The sequence below is a fragment of the Aerophototrophica crusticola genome, from assembly GCF_012913305.1.
Taxonomy (GTDB): Bacteria; Pseudomonadota; Alphaproteobacteria; order Azospirillales; family Azospirillaceae; genus Niveispirillum; species Niveispirillum crusticola.
Window position 1 is genome coordinate 1,616,649 of sequence record NZ_CP051775.1, and the last position, 17,531, is coordinate 1,634,179.

Genomic DNA, 17,531 nt, shown 5'->3' on the forward strand with positions numbered 1-17,531 from the left:
TCAGTTCCCGCCCAGGCCCCGGGACCAGCCCGTGGGCGCCCCGTACAGGGCGTCGATGCGGGCCGACGACCCGTCGGCGAGCAGGCTGTCCAGGGCCGCCTGCATGCGGTGGACGAGGTCCTTGTCCATGTCCCGATGGCAGGCCATCCCGCCCACCGAAGCGGACAGCCGCCAGACCAACCGCACCGGAACCCCTTCCCGTCGGGCCTGGAAGGTGCCGGACCAGACCCCCGCCGCGTACAGGTCCACCTCCCCCCGCTCCAGCCGCCGCAGGTTCGCCGCCCCGGGGTTGGTGTCCAGGGTGACCCCGCCCACCCGCATCACCAAGTCGCGCAGCCACCCCTCCAGGGCGCTGCGGTCCTGCACGCCGATGCGCAATCCCCGCAGGTCGTGCAGCCCCTCCACCTTGCGGTCCCAGTCGGCGCGGGAGAACAGGGCCCAGCCCCCCGTCATCAACGGCGCGACCCATTGGAACTGCGCCAGCCGTTCCTCGGTCAGGTTGGCCATGAACACGCAGGCGCGGGGATGCTCCTGCGCCAGGGCAAAGGCCTCCGGCCAGGGCAGCAGCCGCACCTCGAACGGCAGCCCGGCCCGGTCCATCAACAGGCGGACCTTGTCCATCGCCACACCGGCCAGCTTGCTTGTGGCGGTATCGGTGAAGTTGGCGGGCGGGTTCTCTTCCGTGGCCAGGATGATCGGCTCGGCCCAGGCGGGAAGGCAGGCGGCCAGCGCCATCAGGCAGGCGCCCAGCAATCGGACCAGAAACTCTTTCCGTCGTCGCCCAGGCATCCATTCCAACCCAGGATGATTAACACGATCGTACTCACACTTTTCGCCGGATGTACAGAATGGCGGTGAAACGGTCCGAAACCCCAAGCCTAGTACCATTGCAATGCGGAGGCGCACTGCACCCTGGAACGTCCTCCTTTTTGGATGCATGATGGTCGTGCCGAGGGGGGAAGCCCGCTGGCGCCCGAATGGGGGATGCGATGGAGAAGGCGGTCCAGCATTTGGGACGCTCGGCCACACGACCGGACCAAGCGTCGGGCAAGGGTGTCGTCGGGCCACAGCATGAGCGGTTGGCAACGATGGCCCGGGAACTCAACGCCGGTCCAGCCGTCCAGCGGCTTGCCGCGTTAGGCTTGAAGCCGGCAACGGATGCGACCGGACGTTCCGATCTTCCAGCCCCGCTGAGGAAAGGGATCGAGGCGCTGTCCGGCATCTCCATGGATGGCGTGCGGGTCCACCGCAACTCCCCGCTGCCAGCGACCATGCAGGCATATGCGTTCGCCCGGGGCCGGGACATACACCTCGGCCCGGGCCAAGAGCACCACCTGCCCCATGAGGCATGGCATGTCGTCCAGCAGGCGCAGGGTCGGGTATCGCCGACGACACAATTGTCCGCTGGGGTGGCAATCAATGACGACGCCCACCTTGAGCGGGAAGCGGACCTCATGGGCGCCCGCGCCTCCGGGTCCGGCGGGTCCGCACCCCTGGCCGGTGCCCTGGCCCCCCTTCACGTCGGCACGGCACCTGCCGCTCAGCGCCGCGCCGGCATCGAGTTCGAAACCTCTGTGGAGGCGCGCGTAACGGCGTCCTACCAACCCAATCAAGCCCCACTTTCCGGCTGGGTGGCACAGGACGAGACCATGGCGCAGTCGAACGGCTGGCAGATCGATTCGGACAACAGCAAGCTGGAGTTCGTCACCCATCCCCCGGTCAATCTCGCCGCGTTGCCGGCCGTGGCCACTGACATGCTGAACCATGTCAGCGCGCTTCCAGCGTCCCTGAATGCGGGCGCTGACCTGGGCACCTTGCTGAACATTGCAACGACGAAGCCCTACACCGTCCTTCCTTATGCCAACCGCAGGATCACCGGGGCGCCGCAAGGAACTGTTGGCATACCCTTCGACAGGCTTTTCTCCTTCTTCGACCTGCTTACCCATTACCAGATGGCGATGGGCGACCTGCAAGTGGCGCAGAACAAGGACGAGCTTCAGCAGGCCTGGAGAAGGTGGAAGGGCCTCCCGGAACGCAATGAAGCGGAGCGAGCCCAAAAAGCCGCAAGGAAAGAAAGACGGATCCAGTTTGGCCGAAACCTCAAGGCTGACCAGCGGCACCACGGCGCCATCTCAGCAAACACGGCCCGGACCTTCAGGGGCGTTGCCGCCGCGGTCAACCAAGCGACCGCCGGCCTCGGCAACGTTGCGCCAGCAGAGTTGGCCAAGCTGAAGGGGCTGCTGCATTTCCTTGGCCAGTACGCGACCTTCGGAAGCACAGAGAACCAGGGGTATGAGAAGAAGCGCTTCCCGGTCATGGCGCGCTCCTCCTTCCACAGCATGTACGCGGCGCTGGGCCAGGAAGCGAAAAACGCCTTTCCCGATGCCGCGACGGCTGTCGTCCAGCACCTGGGTTTCACCGTCGACACCACCCTCTTGCCTGGACGGCCTGGCGTCAGCTTCAACGTGGGGGGATGGCTTGACAGCATCCAGAACCCAACGGATGTGACGATCCCAGAACCGCAGCCACGGGTCGTCCAGTCAGATTGGATGACGGCACCAGGAAGCGTCCAGTATGAGGGCGGCCCGGTGGCGATGAACACCGACAAGTCCATGGGCAGCCTGGGCCTGGACAACGGCTTGGTCGTGGTCGAGTTGCGCCAGTTCCGGCTCAGGTCGACGGGGAACAGCTTCTCCATCGCTGCCGCCAGGCAATTGGTCAATGACCTCGCGGCCCTGGTGGCACGGGCCTGAGCGCTCCGTCCGGCAGGCCGGCAGGTTCGGTCACCCGCCTGCCGATCCTGCCAGGGAAGGCGGCCTCCCTCACTCCCACTCGATGGTGCCGGGGGCTTGCTGGTGATGTCATAGGTGACGCGGTTGATGCCGCGCACCTCATTGATGATCCGCGTGGCGACGCGGCCCAGGAAGCCGTGGTCGAACGGGTAATAGTCGGCGGTCATCCCGTCCACGCTCGTCACCGCACGCAGGGCGCAGGCATAGTCATAGGTCCGCCCGTCGCCCATCACGCCCACGGTCCGCACCGGCAGCAGCACGGCGAAGGCCTGCCAGATGGCGTCGTACAGGCCGGCGTTGCGGATTTCCTCCAGATAGATGCTGTCCGCCTTGCGCAGGATCTCCAGCTTCTCCCGCGTGATCTCGCCGGGGATGCGGATGGCCAGGCCCGGCCCGGGGAACGGGTGGCGGCCGACGAAGCTGTGGGGCAGGCCCAGCTCCCGGCCCAGCGCCCGCACCTCGTCCTTGAACAGCTCGCGCAGGGGCTCCACCAGCTTCAGCTTCATGCGCTCCGGCAGGCCGCCCACATTGTGGTGGGACTTGATGGTCACGCTGGGCCCACCGGTGAAGGAGACGCTCTCGATCACGTCCGGGTACAGCGTGCCCTGGGCCAGGAACCCGGCCCCGCCCACTTTCGCCGCCTCCCGGTCGAACACCTCGATGAACAGGCGGCCGATGGTCTTGCGCTTCACCTCCGGGTCGCTGACGCCCTCCAGCTCACCCAGGAAAAGGTCAGCGGCATCAACGTGAACCAGGGGGATGTTGTAGTGGTCCCTGAACAGGGTCACCACCTGCTCCGCCTCCCCCGACCGCATCAGGCCGGTATCCACGAAGATGCAGGTCAGCCGGTCGCCGATGGCCTCATGGATCAGCACGGCGGCGACGGAGCTGTCCACCCCGCCGGACAGGCCGCAGATCACCTTGCCCTCCTCGCCCACCTGGGCGCGGATGCGCGCGATGGCCTCCTGCCGGAAGGCGGCCATGGACCAGTCGCCGGTCAGCCCGGCCACGCCGAACAGGAAGTTGCGGATCAGCGCGTCGCCATGGGGGGTGTGGACCACCTCCGGGTGAAACTGCACGGCATAGAAGCGGCGCACATCGTCGGCGATGATGGCATAGGGCGCGCCCTCGCTCTGCGCCACGATGCGGAAGCCCTCGGGCAGCTTCGTCACCCGGTCGCCATGGGACATCCAGACCTGTTCCCGGGCGCCCACCTGCCACACTCCCTCGAACAGGGCGCAGGGCTCCTTCACGTCCACATAGGCGCGGCCGAACTCCCGCGTCTCCCCCGGCTCCACCTTGCCGCCCAGCTGCTCGCACATGGTCTGCTGGCCGTAGCAGATGCCCAACACCGGCACGCCCAGGGTGAACACGCATCCGTCCGCACGGGGGAGCCCGGTTCGGTCACGCTGGCCGGGCCGCCGGACAGGATGATGGCCCGCGGCCCGAAGGCGCGGATACGTTCCTCATTGGCGCTGAAGGGATGGATCTCGCAGTAGATCCCCGCCTCACGCACCCGGCGGGCGATGAGCTGGGTGACCTGCGACCCGAAATCCAGGATCAGCACCCGGTTCGGGTGGTTCGCGGCGGATGCGGGGGCGGGAGCGGCGGTGGCAGCCATGGCGCACTGTTCCTGGTCGGGTCGGAAAGTGCGCCGCACCCTAGCCCAGGACCCAAGCCCCTTCAAGAAAAGCCGCCCCCTGCCCGGCGCGGGTCGGGGGTGCGGCAGCCGGGGCGCGCCCCTGGCGGGGCGGCAACAAAGCGGCCGCCCGCGGAACGACCGACCCTTCCCGCCGTTCCCACGGCGAATGGACCCGCAAGGAGCATCCTGCATGAATCGCCGTCTTCCCCTGGCCGCCGCGGCCGTCGCCATCGTGATCAGCGCCGCCGCCCTGGCCCAGACCCCCGCCCCGTCAGGCAACCGCCCCGCCCCGCCGCCGCCCGCCGACAACCCGGTGGCGGGCCAGAACCCCATCGAGGCGCAAAAGGGCAAGGGCGCCACGGCCGGCCGCATGGGCCAGGCCACGGCCCACGCCTTGATCGGCCGCGACGCGGAGGGCCGCGACGGCAAGGAGCTGGGGGAGGTGGTGGACGTCATCACCGACAACCGTACCGGCGCCGTGGACAGCCTGATCGTCAAGGTGGGGGAGATCGACGGGCTGGAGCGGCTGAAGGACCGCACGGTGGAGGTCCCCTTCCAACGCGTCATCATCCAGCCCTCGGCCAACGCCGTGGTGCTGAACATGCCGCCAGAGGACCTCGCCAACCTGAAGGAGTGGGCCTACAACGACGAGGGTGAAGGCATGGTCGGCGTGGGGAACCCATCCCCACCGCCCCGGCGTCCCCCGCGCCCGCCGGCAGCCAGAACAGGCCGAAGCCGGTGGAAGGCAATTCCGGCCGTTAACCTTCCCCCTTCGCCTCGGCGATGATCCAGCCCTTGAAGGCCGCCACCTTGCCCGGGGTGGCGGCCCCTGGCCGATGCACCAGATGGTAGCCCCAGCGCAATGGGGTGCTGACGTCCGGGAACAGGCGGACCAGCCGGCCGGCGCGCAGATCATCGGCAACCACCACGCTACGGGCCAGCGCCACGCCCTGCCCCTCCAGGACCGCCTGCACCACGGCGATGGATGAGTTGATGGTGATGCCCCGGCCGGCATCGACCCCTTGCACGCCCACAGCCGCCAGCCAGCTCTGCCATGTGGGGAAATCCGCGTCGAAGCGGATCGCCGCGTCATGGACCAGGGTGTGGTGGCGCAGGTCCCCTGGCCTTTCCAGCGGGTGCGGCCCGGCCAGCAGCCGCGGGCTGCAAACCGGGAACACCTCCTCCCGCATCAGCAGCGTTGCTTCCACCCCCGGCCAGCTTCCGCCGCCATATCGGATGCCGACATCCGCATCGGACATGGCGAAGTCCACCAGCCGGTCGGTGGCGTCCAGACGCACGTCCAACTGCGGGTGCGCCGCCCGGAACCGGTCGATGCGGGCCAGCAGCCACTTGGCCGCGAAGGCGGGTGAGGATGTGACCGTGACGATCCCGCCCGCCTTCGCCTCCCGCAGCCGGCGCAGGCCCTGCGCCAGCCGGTCGAACCCCTCCCGCAGGTCGGGCAAGGCCGCCTGCGCCTCCTCCGTCAAGGCCAGCCGCACCGGCGGCCCCGGGCTGCGGCGGAACAGGCTGACGCCCAGCCAAGCCTCCAGGGCCCGCACCTGCTGCCCCACCGCCGCCGGCGTCACCCCCAACTCCGCCGCGGCAGGGGCGTAGGACAGGTGCCGTGCCGCCGCCTCGAAGGCGCGCAGGGCGTTCAGGTAGGCCAGGGGTTGGTCCGGCATCCGGGATAGCTTTCCTTTTCCGTGGGCGCACATCTTCTCGTTCGAGGGCGCGCCTGTAAACGGCCAGGATGCCCCTGTCCGAAGCTTCCGGCCAGCGCGCCAGGATAGTCAGGCTATCCGGCACGCCACTGTGCCCGATCCCTGGAACATGGAGAGAGTGATGAAGGCCGCGATCCTGCGCGCGTTCGGCGCGCCCGAGGTGCTGACCCATGGCGACCTGCCCACCCCGGAACCGGGCCCGGGTGAGGTGCTGGTGAAAATCCTGGCCGCCGGCATGAACCGGCTGGACCACTATCTACGCAGCGGCGTCCGGTCCACCCTGCCCCTGCCGCATGTGCTGGGGTCCGACGCGGCCGGCGTGGTGGAGGCCCTCGGGCCCGGTGTCACCGGCTTCAGAAGCGGTGACAGGGTGATCCCGATGCCCGGCTACCCCACCGACCCGGCGGAAGCCGCGTTCCAGCCCATGACCGGCGCCCCCAGCTATGCCATCCGCGGCGCCGGGCCGACGGGCACCTACGCCCAATACATGACCATCCCGGCCCGCTGGCTGCTGCGCGACGACACCGGCCTGCCGCCGGAACAGGTGGCGACCCTGCCCATGGTGGTGGCAACCGGCGTCCGCGCCGTGAAGGTGGTGGGAGAGGTCAAGCCCGGCGACGCGGTCCTGGTCCATGCCGGCGCCTCCGGCACCGGCAGCATGAACGTCCAGGTCGCCAAAGCCCTGGGCGCCCGCGTGGCCGCCACCGTGCGCACGCCGGACAAGGCCGGCTTCGTCCGCGACCTGGGCGCCGACCTGGTGGTGCCGCTGGACGGCTTCGGCGCCGCCATCCTGGATTGGACCGGCGGGCGCGGGGTGGACGTGGTGATCGACAACCTGGGCGGGGAAGTCCTGACCAACAGCCTGGACGTCCTGGCGCCCCTGGGCCGGCTGGTCTCCATGGGCTTCGTCATGGGCACGGAAGCCTGCTTCCCCCTCCGTCCCTTCTTTTTCGGCCAGAAACAGATCCGCGGCACCCTGATGGGCGACCGCGCCGACCTGGAATGGGGCCTGGCCCAGGTAACGGCCGGCCACCTCCGCCCCACCCTGGACCGCACCTACCCGCTTTCCGAAGCCGCGGCAGCCCATGCCCGACTGGCTGCCGGGGAGGCGTTGGGGACGATCGTGCTGCTGCCGTGGGGGTAAACAGGCTGCCCGGATTGGACACGGTAGAGAATAGGTAAGAACAGCGCCCCAGCGTCCCCTCCCCCAGAGGGGGAGGGACAGGGAGAGGGGTTAGGCCCTCTCCGGCTAAGGAAGCGCTGCGGCAAGGGTCCTGCTGTCCTGGTCTGGCCTCCCCTCTCCCTGTCCCTCTCCCCCTAGGAGAGGGAACGACATGGCACCCTACTCCCTTACCGAAGACCCAGTTCTCGTGAACAGCGGCGAGACAAACCGCGATTCCAGGGTCGTGCACAAGCGGCGGGGCTCACCACCCGCCGCCAGCCACTTCCCCTCAGTGATGATCCTCCGGCACCGGCTTGTCGGACAGATAGATCTGCCCGCCGGTGTGCCGGAACGCCTCGGACATCTCCGCCATGCCCTTCTCCGCCTCTTGCGCGGCGGCATAGTCGCGGACCTCCTGGGTGATCTTCATGGAGCAGAACTTCGGCCCGCACATGCTGCAGAAATGGGCCAGCTTGGCGCCCTCCGCCGGCAGGGTCTGGTCGTGGTATTGCTCCGCCGTCTCCGGGTCCAGGGACAGGTTGAACTGGTCGCGCCAGCGGAACTCGAACCGCGCCTTGGACAGGGCGTTGTCCCGCTCCTGCGCCGCCGGGTGGCCCTTGGCCAGGTCGGCGGCATGCGCGGCGATCTTGTAGGTGACGACACCCACCTTCACGTCGTCCCGGTCCGGCAGGCCAAGGTGCTCCTTCGGCGTGACGTAGCAGAGCATGGCGGTGCCGAACCAGCCGATCATGGCGGCGCCGATGCCGCTGGTGATGTGGTCATAGCCAGGCGCGATGTCCGTGGTCAGCGGCCCCAGGGTATAGAACGGCGCCTCCCCGCACTCGCGCAGCTGCTTGTCCATGTTCTCCTTGATCAGGTGCATGGGCACGTGGCCCGGCCCCTCGATCATGGTCTGCACGTCGTGCTTCCAGGCGATCTTGGTCAGCTCGCCCAGGGTCTCCAGCTCCCCGAACTGGGCGGCGTCGTTGGCGTCCGCGATGGACCCGGGGCGCAGGCCGTCGCCCAGGGAGAAGGCCACGTCATAGGCCTTCATGATCTCGCAGATCTCCTCGAAGTGGGTGTAGAGGAAGTTCTCCTTGTGGTGGGCCAGGCACCACTTGGCCATGATGCTGCCGCCGCGGCTGACGATGCCGGTGACCCGCTTGGCCGTCAGGGGGATGTAGGCCAGCCGCACGCCGGCATGGATGGTGAAATAGTCCACCCCCTGCTCCGCCTGCTCCACCAGCGTGTCGCGGAACAGCTCCCAGGTCAGCTCCTCCGCCTTGCCGCCCACCTTCTCCAGCGCCTGATAGATGGGCACGGTACCGATGGGCACAGGCGCGTTGCGCAGGATCCATTCGCGGATGGTGTGGATGTTGCGCCCCGTCGACAGGTCCATGACCGTGTCCGCACCCCAGCGGATGGCCCAGACCAGCTTGTCCACCTCCTCCCCCACGCTGGAGGTGACGGCGGAGTTGCCGATGTTGGCGTTGATCTTCACCAGGAAGTTCCGGCCGATGATCATCGGCTCGGTCTCCGGGTGGTTGATGTTGCTGGGGATGATGGCCCGGCCGCGGGCCACCTCGTCGCGCACGAACTCCGGCGTCACATAGTCCGGGATGGCGGCACCGAAGGATTCGCCCGACCGCCGCGCCGCCTCCCGCAGCCGCTCGCGGCCCAAATTCTCACGGATGGCGATGTATTCCATCTCCGGCGTGATGATCCCGGCTTTGGCGTAATGCATCTGGCTGACATTGCGGCCCGGCTTGGCCCGCAGCGGCCGGCGCGTGGCCCGGTCGAACAGGGGCACGGGGCTTTCCTGCCCGGCCTTCAGCCCGTTGTCCTCCGGCCGGATCTCCCGGCCCTGGTAGTACTCCACGTCGCCGCGCCCCTCGATCCAGGCCTGGCGCAAGGCGGGCAGGCCCAGCCGGATGTCCGTGCGGATGCCGGGGTCGCTGTAGGGACCGGAGGTGTCATAGACCCGCACCGACGGCTCGTCGCCCGTCAGGTCGATCTCCCGCATGGCCACGCGCAGGTCGGGGAACAGGGTCCCCGGCACATGGACCTTGCGCGACGCGGGCAGCGGGCCCGTGGTCACCTGGAAATCGGGGTTCAGCAGGGCATCAGGCATCGGGACCTCCCAGAAACGGTCAGGAGATCCGGGAAGGTGCGCTGGAGCGGCGGAAGGGGCGGCAGCCCTGTCGGACCCATTGCCCCGTCATCCCATCCCTACGCCGGTACGACCCGGATCAGGTTCATAGGGTTCCCGCGGTGCTGCCTTGGCCGGCAGCGTAGCGGTATCTCAGCCCCTTGCCGGGGCTCCCCTTGGTGCTGGGCGGATGGTGTGGGGGATGAACGGTGGAGTCAACCGGGAACGGTGATTTCCCCCTCACCCCACCGGCGGATCGGCCGCCAGGCGGGACAGCGGGATCAGGTCGGTCCAGCCATAGGCGGTCTCCGTCAGGCGCGCGCCGGCGAAGCTGATGGGCTGCTCCGCCAGCCTCTGCCCGCCCAGCCGCTCATAGAACCAGCGGGAGGGGTTGTCCCGCAGCACCCAGACCACGGCCGCCGGCACGCCCACGTCCAGCAGGTCCTGCGCCATGGCGCCCAGCAGGCGGCGACCCCAGCCCTGGCCCTGCGCCTCCCCCGCCACATAGATCGCATAGAACTCCCCGCCATAGCCGGACAAGGCCGTGCGCTGCGGCCCGCAGGAGGCGAAGGCCACCACGTCGCCCCGCCCGTCCACCCCGACAAAGGTCCGCCGCCCCCGCCGCTCCTGCCCCAGCAGCACGGACCAGCGGCGGGCATAGGCGGCGGGTGACAGGTTCACCAAGTAGCGGTCGGGCAGGATGCCGGGATAGGTGGTGCGCCACGTCTCCACATGCACGCGGGCGATGGCGGCCGCGTCCACGGGCAGGGCGGGACGGATGTGGCTGGCGGCCATGGGCGGGCCTCCCCCGGGTTCCGTAGCGACTAAGGACCCATCCTGCCGCATCCGCGAAAGCGTGGCGAGTCAGTCGAGCGCGGCAAGCACCCGCAAATCGGGCCAGCCATACGCCACCTCAACCATCTCCATCCCGTCGAAGATGTGGAAGGTCTGCTTCCTGACCTCCCGCCCGCCCAGCCTCCCATAGAAGCGCCGGGCCGCTTGGTTCGCCTCGAAGACCCAAAGGATCGCGCCCTGCCCGCCCCGGTCCCGCATGGCGCGCCCAGCGGCCCCCATCAGGGCACGGCCCAGCCCCAACCGCTGGGCGGCCGGGTCCACATAGATGCGGTAGACTTCCCACGCATATCCCGGCACCTCGGGCTTGGGCGGCCCGCAGGCGATGAAGCCGCGCACGGCGCCGCCCTCATCCACCGCCACCAGGGCCAGCACGCCCGGCTCGGCCAACATGAAGGCCCAGTCGGCCAGGAACCGCCCGATGTCCAGCCGGTCCAGGAAACCCTGCGGCACGATCCCGGGATAGGCCGCCTTCCAAACCGCCATGTTCAGGGCGGCCAGGGCGTCGATGTCGTCGGCGACCGCGGGGCGCAGGCGCGGGGTCATGCTTCCCCGGCCTCCTCCGCCTCCCCCTCGCCCTCGGCCACGGGCGCGGACCCGTCATCCTTGCGCACCATCACGGCGGCGAAGAACCCGTCCGTGTCGTGGCGCAGCGGGGTCAGCCGCAGCATCACGTCCTTGACCGGCGGCGCGCCCCAGTTGGCGGGCCAGGCCTCCGGCACCGGCAGCAGGGTGAAGTCCGGGTGCCTGGCCAGGAACCCTTCCACCTGCCGCTCATTCTCCTCCGGCAGCAGGGAGCAGGTGGCATAGACCAGCCGACCGCCCGGCCGCACCAACCGGGCGGCACTCTCCAGGATGCTGGCCTGCAGCCCCTCCAGCTCCGACAGCCCCGGGCCTAAGGGCCGCCAGCGGCTGTCCGGGTTGCGGCGCCAGGTGCCCGTGCCGGTGCAGGGCGCATCCACCACCACCCGGTCGAAGCGCAGCTTGTGCCGCTTCACCCAGGGGTCCCGCTCGTTCGCCAGGGGGCGCGTCTCGATGTTGTGCAGGCCCGCGCGGCGGAACCGCTCCTTCGCCCGGGTCAGGCGGCCGGCCAGCACGTCGGCCGCCACCACCCGGCCGCGGTTCTCCATCATGGCGGCGATGGCCAGGGTCTTGCCGCCGGCCCCGGCGCAGAAATCCACCACCTGCATGCCCGGCTGCGCGTCCGTCAGGAAGGCGACCAGTTGCGAGCCCTCGTCCTGGATCTCGATCAGCCCGTCCTTGTAGGCCTGCAACGCCATGATCGGCGCCCGCCCCTCCAGCCGCAGCCCCACCGGCGACAGGGCGGTCGGTTTCGCCTCGATGCCCGCCGCGGCCAGTTGGGCGATGGCCTCCTCCCGCGTGCCCTTCACCGGGTTCACGCGCAGGTCCAGGGGCGCCTCCCCCAGCATGGCGCCCATCTCCGCCAGGAAGCGGTCGCCGAAGGCCCGCTGCAAGGGCTCCGCCGCCCAGTCCGGCACCTCCACCTTCACCGGGTCCGGCTGCTTCGGGTGGGCCAGGGTGCGCGTCTCCAGCGCCTTGGCCAACTTCCACTCCGCATCCGACATGGGCGGGGGGGAGAAGCGGCCACCGGCGAAGTTGTTCTCGATGCTTTCCGGCGTCTTGCCCTGGGACAGCATCAGGTCGGCGATGACCAGCGTGCGCGGCGTGACCGGGGCCCCCACCTTCTCGATCCACCAGGACAACCGCGCCCAGCGCCGCAGCACGCCATAGGCCTGCCCCGCCACCGCCGCCCGGTCCTTGGCGCCGATATAGCGGCGGTTCTTGAAGAACAGGCTGGCGATGGCGTCCGCCGGCCGGGGCGTGTCCATGATCTCCGTCAGCAGTTGGATGGCGGTCTCGATGCGTGCGGCGGGGGTCATGGGGGAACTCGGTGTCTGGAAGAGGCGAAGCGCGAGGGTTTAGCAGAACCGGCGCTCAGGCGGCAGACCAATCTTCCACCGACAACCCAGGCACGCGGCCGAACTCCCCCATGTTCGCCGTCACCACGGCCAACCCACGGGCCAGCGCCTGCCCGGCGATCAGCAGGTCATAGGGGCCGATGGGCCGGCCGGCGGCACGGAGGTGCTCGCGCACACGGCCGGCGTGGGCGGCGTCCCCACCATCAAAGGCCAGGAACCTCAATGCCGGATCCCCTTTTAGGCGTCCAAGCCTCGCCCTGTTCTCCGCCTGCCGCCTTCCCGCGCTCTTGGCGATGCCGAATTCCAGCTCGAACACGGTGATGCTGGACACGAACAGGCCCACCCCACGACGGGATGCCGCATCGTACCGGGCCCACACCGAACCGCGGTCGCTGTTCAGGATGGCGACGCAGACATTCGTGTCGAGCAGGTACATCAGTCGAAATATGTCCGGTCATCATCGGGCATCGGCGGCTGTTCGCGCCCGTCCGGCATGAAGTCCCCAACCTCGTCACGAAACCGGGCCATGTCCTCAAAAAGCTTGCGAGCCGCCTCGCCTCGCTCCTCCGGCGTCATCCGTTCCCAGGCGATGGCCTTCTGGACGTTCACGGGATCGGAGTCGACGACCACCCTGTCACCGTCCAGCCGCACGACGGCCGCATCCCCCGGCAGCACCATCCCCGCCGGCAGGATCACCGCCTGCCCCTCCTCGGTCATCCGCAACTTGGCGACACTGTTCAAGGGGGCATTCATGGCGACCTCCGCCTCGTGGCTGCCACCGGGAGTATAAGCCCGCCCCGCCCCGCTTGGAAGGCCTATGCCCTGAGGTACCAGGCGTACAGCGCCACGCTGGCAGCCACGGTGGCGTTCAGGCTCTCCACCGCCTCCGTCATGGGGATGGTCAGGCGGTGGGCGGCCAGGTCGGGGGGCACGCCCTGCCCCTCCTCCCCCAACACCACGCGCACGTCGTGCGGCCAGTCGAAGCGGGACAGGTCCTCGCCCCCGGCGTCCAGCGCCACCAGCGGCCCCGCCGCCCCCGCCAGGCCGGACCAGCGCGGCCCCCGCCGGATCTCCAGGCTGAACACGGCATTGGCCGCCGCCCGCAGGCACTTGGGATGGAACGGGTTGGCGGACTCCTCCAACAGCACCACCGCCCCCGCCCCGAACCCCGCCGCACTCCGCAGCAGCGCCCCCAGGTTGGCCGGGTCGCCCAGGGCGCAGACCACCTCCAACCCCCGGGGCGGCTGCTTCAGGTCCGCCACCGGCATGGATGGCACCGTGCCCAGCAGCAGCGGGTAGTTGGTGCCGGACACGTCCAGCACCCGGAACAGCTCGGGCGCCAGCTGCACCGGCTGGATGGAGTCCGGCAGCGGCCAGCCCTCGATCCACTCCAGCCTCGGCACCAGGATGGCCTGGAACCGGTCGGGCCAGCGCGTCAGCGCCTCCGGCACGGTCTTCAGCCCCGCCAGCAGGAACTGCCCGGCCTTGCGGATGCCCTTGCCTTCCAGCAGGGACTCCCAGCTCTTGAAGCGGGGATTGGCGGGGCTGTCGATCAGCAGCGGCGGACGGGGCATCACATCATCCAGGCGTCAGGGAACCGGGGCGGACGCTGCCCCAGTCCGGCCCCCGCCGCAAGCGCCGTCACACAGCGGCGAACAGCGACGCGATCGTCCCCACCGCCCGCTCCGCCTCTGCCCGGTCCGGCGCGGTGCCCTCGTCGCCATAGCCGTAGTAGTCGTCAGGACCGGTGAACTGGAACACCAGCCCGTCCCGCCGCGGCACGAAGCTGACCTGGTTGTAGAACAGCCCGTACCCCACCCCCGGCTGGGGCGGCATCCGCGCCAACTGCCCCCGCACCGGCACCACGCTCTCATCCCGCATCAGCGCCCTTGCGCCATAGCCGGTGCAGTTCACCAGCGTCTTCTCCTTCAGCGCCGCGAAGTCCGCCGGCCCCCGGAACTCCCTTATTTCCGTCCGCCCACCGGTGGCGCGGAAATCGGACAGCAGCCGGTCTGCATAGGCGGTCAGGTTGTACATCATGAAGCTATAGCGACGCGCCACCCGGTCGCCGAACGGGTGGTTGCCGGGCGCGTACTCCAAGGCCTTAATGGACAGGTCCGGCACCAGCTCCCGCCGCAGCACGGCGAACCGGGGCCGCGTGTCCGGCCCGGCTTGCGCGGGCCCGCCGGGGTCGGCCACGTAATAGCTGTCGATCCACTCCACCGGGTTGCCGGGCAGGCCCAGCATGTTCTGGAACCGGCCGAAGGAATGCCGGGTCATCGCCTCCCACTGCACCTTGAAGGCCGGGGTGGCGTGCTGCTCCAGGCAGATGCGGCTGTCCGGCGACCACACCCCCGTGGCGGCAGAGGAACGCACGTCCGGCGGCAACTCCTTGGCATAGATGGTCACCCGCGCCCCCGCCCGTTGCAGCAGCACGGCGGTGGTCAGGCCGATGGCCCCGCAACCGATGACCGCGATGTCCCGCGCCCCCGTCCGCATCGCCATGTCCGTGGCGATGGCGCCGGAGCCCCAGGACAATGACCAGCCGCTGCCGCCATGGCCGTACTGGTGGATGACGTCCTTGTCCCCGATCCGCTCCAGCTCGATCCGGGGCCCCTGCGCCCGGAAGGGCCGGGTGCAGACGCTGATCGCGGTGATGCGGTCCACACCGGCCTGGAGCGGCGGCAAGCTCAACACCGGCCCCGAAGGCCGCGCCACGGGCGCCGGCCGGGTGGCACATCCCCCAGCGCCCCCAGCCCTAGCGACGCCCCCGCCCCCAGCAGCACCCCACGCCGCCCCACCAACCCCGCCATCATCCCCTCACCGCCCATGGGTATTCCGCCCTTGATAGCGGCGGAGTGTGGCGGATCAAGGGAGAAGCGTCAGGCGGCGGTCCGCGGCGTGATACCTTCCAGTTCCGCCGCGATCTCCCGTCGGCGAGCCATCAGGTCATGGTCGGCCTGGAGCCCCAGCCAGAACCCCTCGGACACGCCGAAGAACCGCGACAATCGCAAATCCGTGTCCGCCGTGACGGCCCGCTTGCCCTGAACGATCTCGTTGATCCGCCGCGGCGGCACCTTGATGGCGCGGGCCAGCGCATTCTGGCTCAGGCCCAAAGGCTCCATGAACTCCGTCGAGAGGATCTCGCCCGGAGTTGGATTGGGTAGAAGCCCGTCAGTGGTAATCGACGATGTCGACATCGGCCGGCCCTCCGTCGGTCCAGCGGAAGCAGATGCGCCACTGGTCATTGATCCGGATGCTGTGTTGCCCCTTGCGGTCTCCCTTCAACGCCTCCAGCCGGTTTGCCGGAGGAACCGCCAAGTCCTGCAAGACGCGGGCGTTGTTCAACAGTCGGAGCTTCCGAAGGGCCACGGTCTGGATATCGGGAGGCAGCCTTCGGCTGACCTCACCACGCCAGATACGCGCCGCCTCAAGGCTCCGGAAACTCACGATCATGCAGGACCATAACTCCCGGCGTCGGCATGACGCAAGACGTTATGCGTTATACCATCACCCCGGCCGGTAGTTCGGTGACTCGTTGGTGATGGTGATGTCGTGCACATGGCTTTCCCGCAACCCGGCGTTGGTGATGCGCACGAACTCCGTGTTGCTCTGCATCTCCGTAATTGTGGCGCAGCCGGTATAGCCCATGGCCGCGCGCAGGCCCCCGATCAGCTGGTGGATCACCGCGGCGATGGGGCCCTTGTAGGGGACGCGGCCCTCCACCCCCTCCGGCACCAGCTTAAGGGTGTTGCTGACCTCCGCCTGGAAATAGCGGTCGGCGCTGCCGCGGGCCATGGCGCCCACGCTGCCCATGCCGCGGTATGATTTGTAGCTGCGGCCCTGGTACAGGATCACCTCGCCCGGGCTTTCATCCGTGCCGGCGAACAGGCTGCCCATCATGGCGCAATCGGCACCGGCGGCGATGGCCTTGGCCAGGTCGCCGGAATATTTGATGCCGCCGTCGGCGATCACCGGCACGCCCTGCTTCTTGCACTCTTCCACCACGTCCAGGATGGCGGTCAGCTGGGGCACGCCCACCCCCGCCACGATGCGGGTGGTGCAGATGGAACCCGGGCCGATGCCCACCTTGATGGCGTCCGCGCCCGCGTCGATCAGGGCCTTGGCCGCGGCGGCCGTGGCCACATTGCCGGCGACGATCTGGGTATAGTTGGACAGCTTGCGGGCGGCTGAGACCTGGTCCGCCACCTTCTTGCTGTGGCCGTGGGCGGTGTCCACCACCAGCACGTCCACGCCGGCGTCGAACAGCGCCTCCGCCCGGGCCAGCCCGTCGGGGCCGGTGCCCGTGGCGGCCGCGGCGCGCAGCCGGCCCTTGGCGTCCTTGCAGGCCTTGGGGTGGAGCTGGGCCTTCTCGATGTCCTTCACCGTGATCAGGCCGATGCAACGGTACTCCCCATCCACCACCAGCAGCTTCTCGATCCGGTGCTGGTGCAGCAGGCGCTTGGCCTCCTCCTTGTCCACCCCTTCCTGCACCGTCACCAGCCGGTCCTTGGTCATCAGCTCGGACACGGGCTGCTTGGGGTTGCTGGCGAAGCGCACGTCGCGGTTGGTCAGGATGCCCACCAGCTTGCCACCCGCGTCGGTCACGGGGATGCCAGAGATGCGGTACCGCGCCATCAGGTCCAGCGCGTCCTGCAGGGTCGCCTCCGGGTTGATGGTATAGGGGTTCACCACCATGCCGGATTCGAACCGCTTCACCTTGCGGACCTCTTCCGCCTGGCGGGCGATGTCCATGTTGCGGTGGATCACGCCCAGGCCGCCGGCCTGGGCCATGGCGATGGCCAGCGCGCTTTCCGTCACCGTGTCCATGGCCGCGGACATCAGCGGGATGCCCAGCTCGATGGATTTGGTCAGCCGGGTGCGGGTATCCACCTCCGCCGGCATGACGGAGGATTCCGCCGGGACCAGCAGGACGTCGTCGAAGGTCAGGGCTTCGCGGATACGGTCGGCGCGGACAGTCATGAACCTGCTCTCCCGGGCGGGGGCGCAGGGCTGGGGTGAACCTGCGCCGGATATGGCTTATGGGCCGCCATCCCTGCTGGCTGAACAGCCTAGCGGGCGATGCGTCCCAAGTCTCAAGGTTCGCCGCACTATACACACGGGCTGTGGGATGGGAAGACGCAACATATGGGGGGCAGGGTTGCCAAAGGCGGGGGACAAGGCTGGGCCAGACCGCACCCTGGACAAAATTCCTAATCTGGGACAAGCTATTTCCGGTGGCGGCGATGCCCCACGGGTCTTGGAAACGTGAA

At 69.1% G+C, this 17,531-nt stretch carries 16 protein-coding genes, 1 pseudogene and 1 riboswitch; of the genes and pseudogenes, 3 read left to right on the plus strand and 14 right to left on the minus strand.

What is annotated here, in order from left to right; translation table 11 throughout:
- Positions 1–735, minus strand: coding sequence for a substrate-binding periplasmic protein (locus HHL28_RS07995; protein WP_169654957.1), 735 nt, complete (start codon positions 733–735; stop codon positions 1–3).
- 491 nt (positions 736–1,226) lie between these two features.
- Between HHL28_RS07995 and HHL28_RS08000 the strand changes: the two genes are divergently transcribed.
- Positions 1,227–2,753: an eCIS core domain-containing protein gene (locus tag HHL28_RS08000; protein ID WP_404326888.1), complete on the plus strand. Its 1,527-nt coding sequence runs from the start codon at positions 1,227–1,229 to the stop codon at positions 2,751–2,753.
- Positions 2,754–2,822: 69 nt separating this feature from the next.
- On the opposite strand, the pseudogene guaA reads toward HHL28_RS08000, so the two are convergent.
- Positions 2,823–4,413 (minus strand): annotated as a pseudogene (guaA, locus tag HHL28_RS08005) (glutamine-hydrolyzing GMP synthase).
- Positions 4,414–4,624: 211 nt separating this feature from the next.
- On the opposite strand from guaA, the gene HHL28_RS08010 reads away from it, so the two are divergent.
- Positions 4,625–5,221: a PRC-barrel domain-containing protein gene (locus tag HHL28_RS08010; RefSeq protein ID WP_169654961.1), complete on the plus strand. Its 597-nt coding sequence runs from the start codon at positions 4,625–4,627 to the stop codon at positions 5,219–5,221.
- Here the strand turns inward: HHL28_RS08010 and gcvA are convergent.
- Positions 5,193–6,116, minus strand: a complete 924-nt coding sequence (gene gcvA, locus HHL28_RS08015; RefSeq protein WP_075768912.1) for a transcriptional regulator GcvA — start codon at positions 6,114–6,116, stop codon at positions 5,193–5,195. The two genes, HHL28_RS08010 and gcvA, sit on opposite strands and share 29 nt — an antisense overlap.
- 160 nt (positions 6,117–6,276) lie before the next feature.
- On the opposite strand from gcvA, the gene HHL28_RS08020 reads away from it, so the two are divergent.
- On the plus strand, positions 6,277–7,299 hold the full coding sequence (locus tag HHL28_RS08020) for a quinone oxidoreductase family protein (RefSeq protein ID WP_075768911.1): 1,023 nt from the start codon (positions 6,277–6,279) through the stop codon (positions 7,297–7,299).
- 307 nt (positions 7,300–7,606) lie between these two features.
- Here the strand turns inward: HHL28_RS08020 and thiC are convergent, their stop codons facing one another.
- From thiC to guaB, 11 genes are all read right to left on the minus strand, one after another.
- Positions 7,607–9,448 carry a phosphomethylpyrimidine synthase ThiC gene (gene thiC, locus HHL28_RS08025; RefSeq protein WP_075768910.1) on the minus strand — a complete coding sequence of 614 codons (1,842 nt, stop codon included), beginning with the start codon at positions 9,446–9,448 and terminating at the stop codon, positions 7,607–7,609.
- A gap of 78 nt (positions 9,449–9,526) precedes the next feature.
- Positions 9,527–9,653: riboswitch (TPP riboswitch) on the minus strand.
- A 53-nt stretch (positions 9,654–9,706) separates the two neighbouring features.
- Positions 9,707–10,261 carry a GNAT family N-acetyltransferase gene (locus tag HHL28_RS08030; RefSeq protein WP_075768909.1) on the minus strand — a complete coding sequence of 185 codons (555 nt, stop codon included), beginning with the start codon at positions 10,259–10,261 and terminating at the stop codon, positions 9,707–9,709.
- Between the two features lie 69 nt (positions 10,262–10,330).
- Positions 10,331–10,864 carry a GNAT family N-acetyltransferase gene (locus HHL28_RS08035; RefSeq protein ID WP_075768908.1) on the minus strand — a complete coding sequence of 178 codons (534 nt, stop codon included), beginning with the start codon at positions 10,862–10,864 and terminating at the stop codon, positions 10,331–10,333.
- A complete protein-coding gene (locus tag HHL28_RS08040; protein WP_075768907.1) occupies positions 10,861–12,219 on the minus strand; it encodes an RsmB/NOP family class I SAM-dependent RNA methyltransferase in 1,359 nt (452 codons plus the stop codon). The genes HHL28_RS08035 and HHL28_RS08040 overlap by 4 nt, the downstream gene beginning before the upstream one ends.
- Before the next feature lie 55 nt (positions 12,220–12,274).
- Positions 12,275–12,694, minus strand: coding sequence for a type II toxin-antitoxin system VapC family toxin (locus HHL28_RS08045; RefSeq protein ID WP_075768906.1), 420 nt, complete (start codon positions 12,692–12,694; stop codon positions 12,275–12,277).
- A complete protein-coding gene (locus HHL28_RS08050) occupies positions 12,694–13,011 on the minus strand; it encodes an AbrB/MazE/SpoVT family DNA-binding domain-containing protein (RefSeq protein WP_075768905.1) in 318 nt (105 codons plus the stop codon). Before HHL28_RS08050 ends, HHL28_RS08045 begins: the two co-directional genes overlap by 1 nt.
- A gap of 62 nt (positions 13,012–13,073) precedes the next feature.
- Positions 13,074–13,832, minus strand: coding sequence for a TrmH family RNA methyltransferase (locus tag HHL28_RS08055; protein WP_075768904.1), 759 nt, complete (start codon positions 13,830–13,832; stop codon positions 13,074–13,076).
- Positions 13,833–13,899: 67 nt separating this feature from the next.
- Positions 13,900–14,952 carry an FAD-dependent oxidoreductase gene (locus HHL28_RS08060; protein ID WP_169654963.1) on the minus strand — a complete coding sequence of 351 codons (1,053 nt, stop codon included), beginning with the start codon at positions 14,950–14,952 and terminating at the stop codon, positions 13,900–13,902.
- A gap of 188 nt (positions 14,953–15,140) precedes the next feature.
- Positions 15,141–15,383 (minus strand): HigA family addiction module antitoxin, encoded by a 243-nt coding sequence (locus HHL28_RS08065; RefSeq protein WP_404326789.1) that lies wholly within the window; start codon positions 15,381–15,383, stop codon positions 15,141–15,143.
- 49 nt (positions 15,384–15,432) lie between these two features.
- Positions 15,433–15,714 (minus strand): type II toxin-antitoxin system RelE/ParE family toxin, encoded by a 282-nt coding sequence (locus tag HHL28_RS08070; RefSeq protein ID WP_075768902.1) that lies wholly within the window; start codon positions 15,712–15,714, stop codon positions 15,433–15,435.
- Positions 15,715–15,768: 54 nt separating this feature from the next.
- A complete protein-coding gene (gene guaB, locus HHL28_RS08075; RefSeq protein ID WP_075768901.1) occupies positions 15,769–17,241 on the minus strand; it encodes an IMP dehydrogenase in 1,473 nt (490 codons plus the stop codon).
- Between the last annotated feature and the right edge of the window lie 290 nt (positions 17,242–17,531).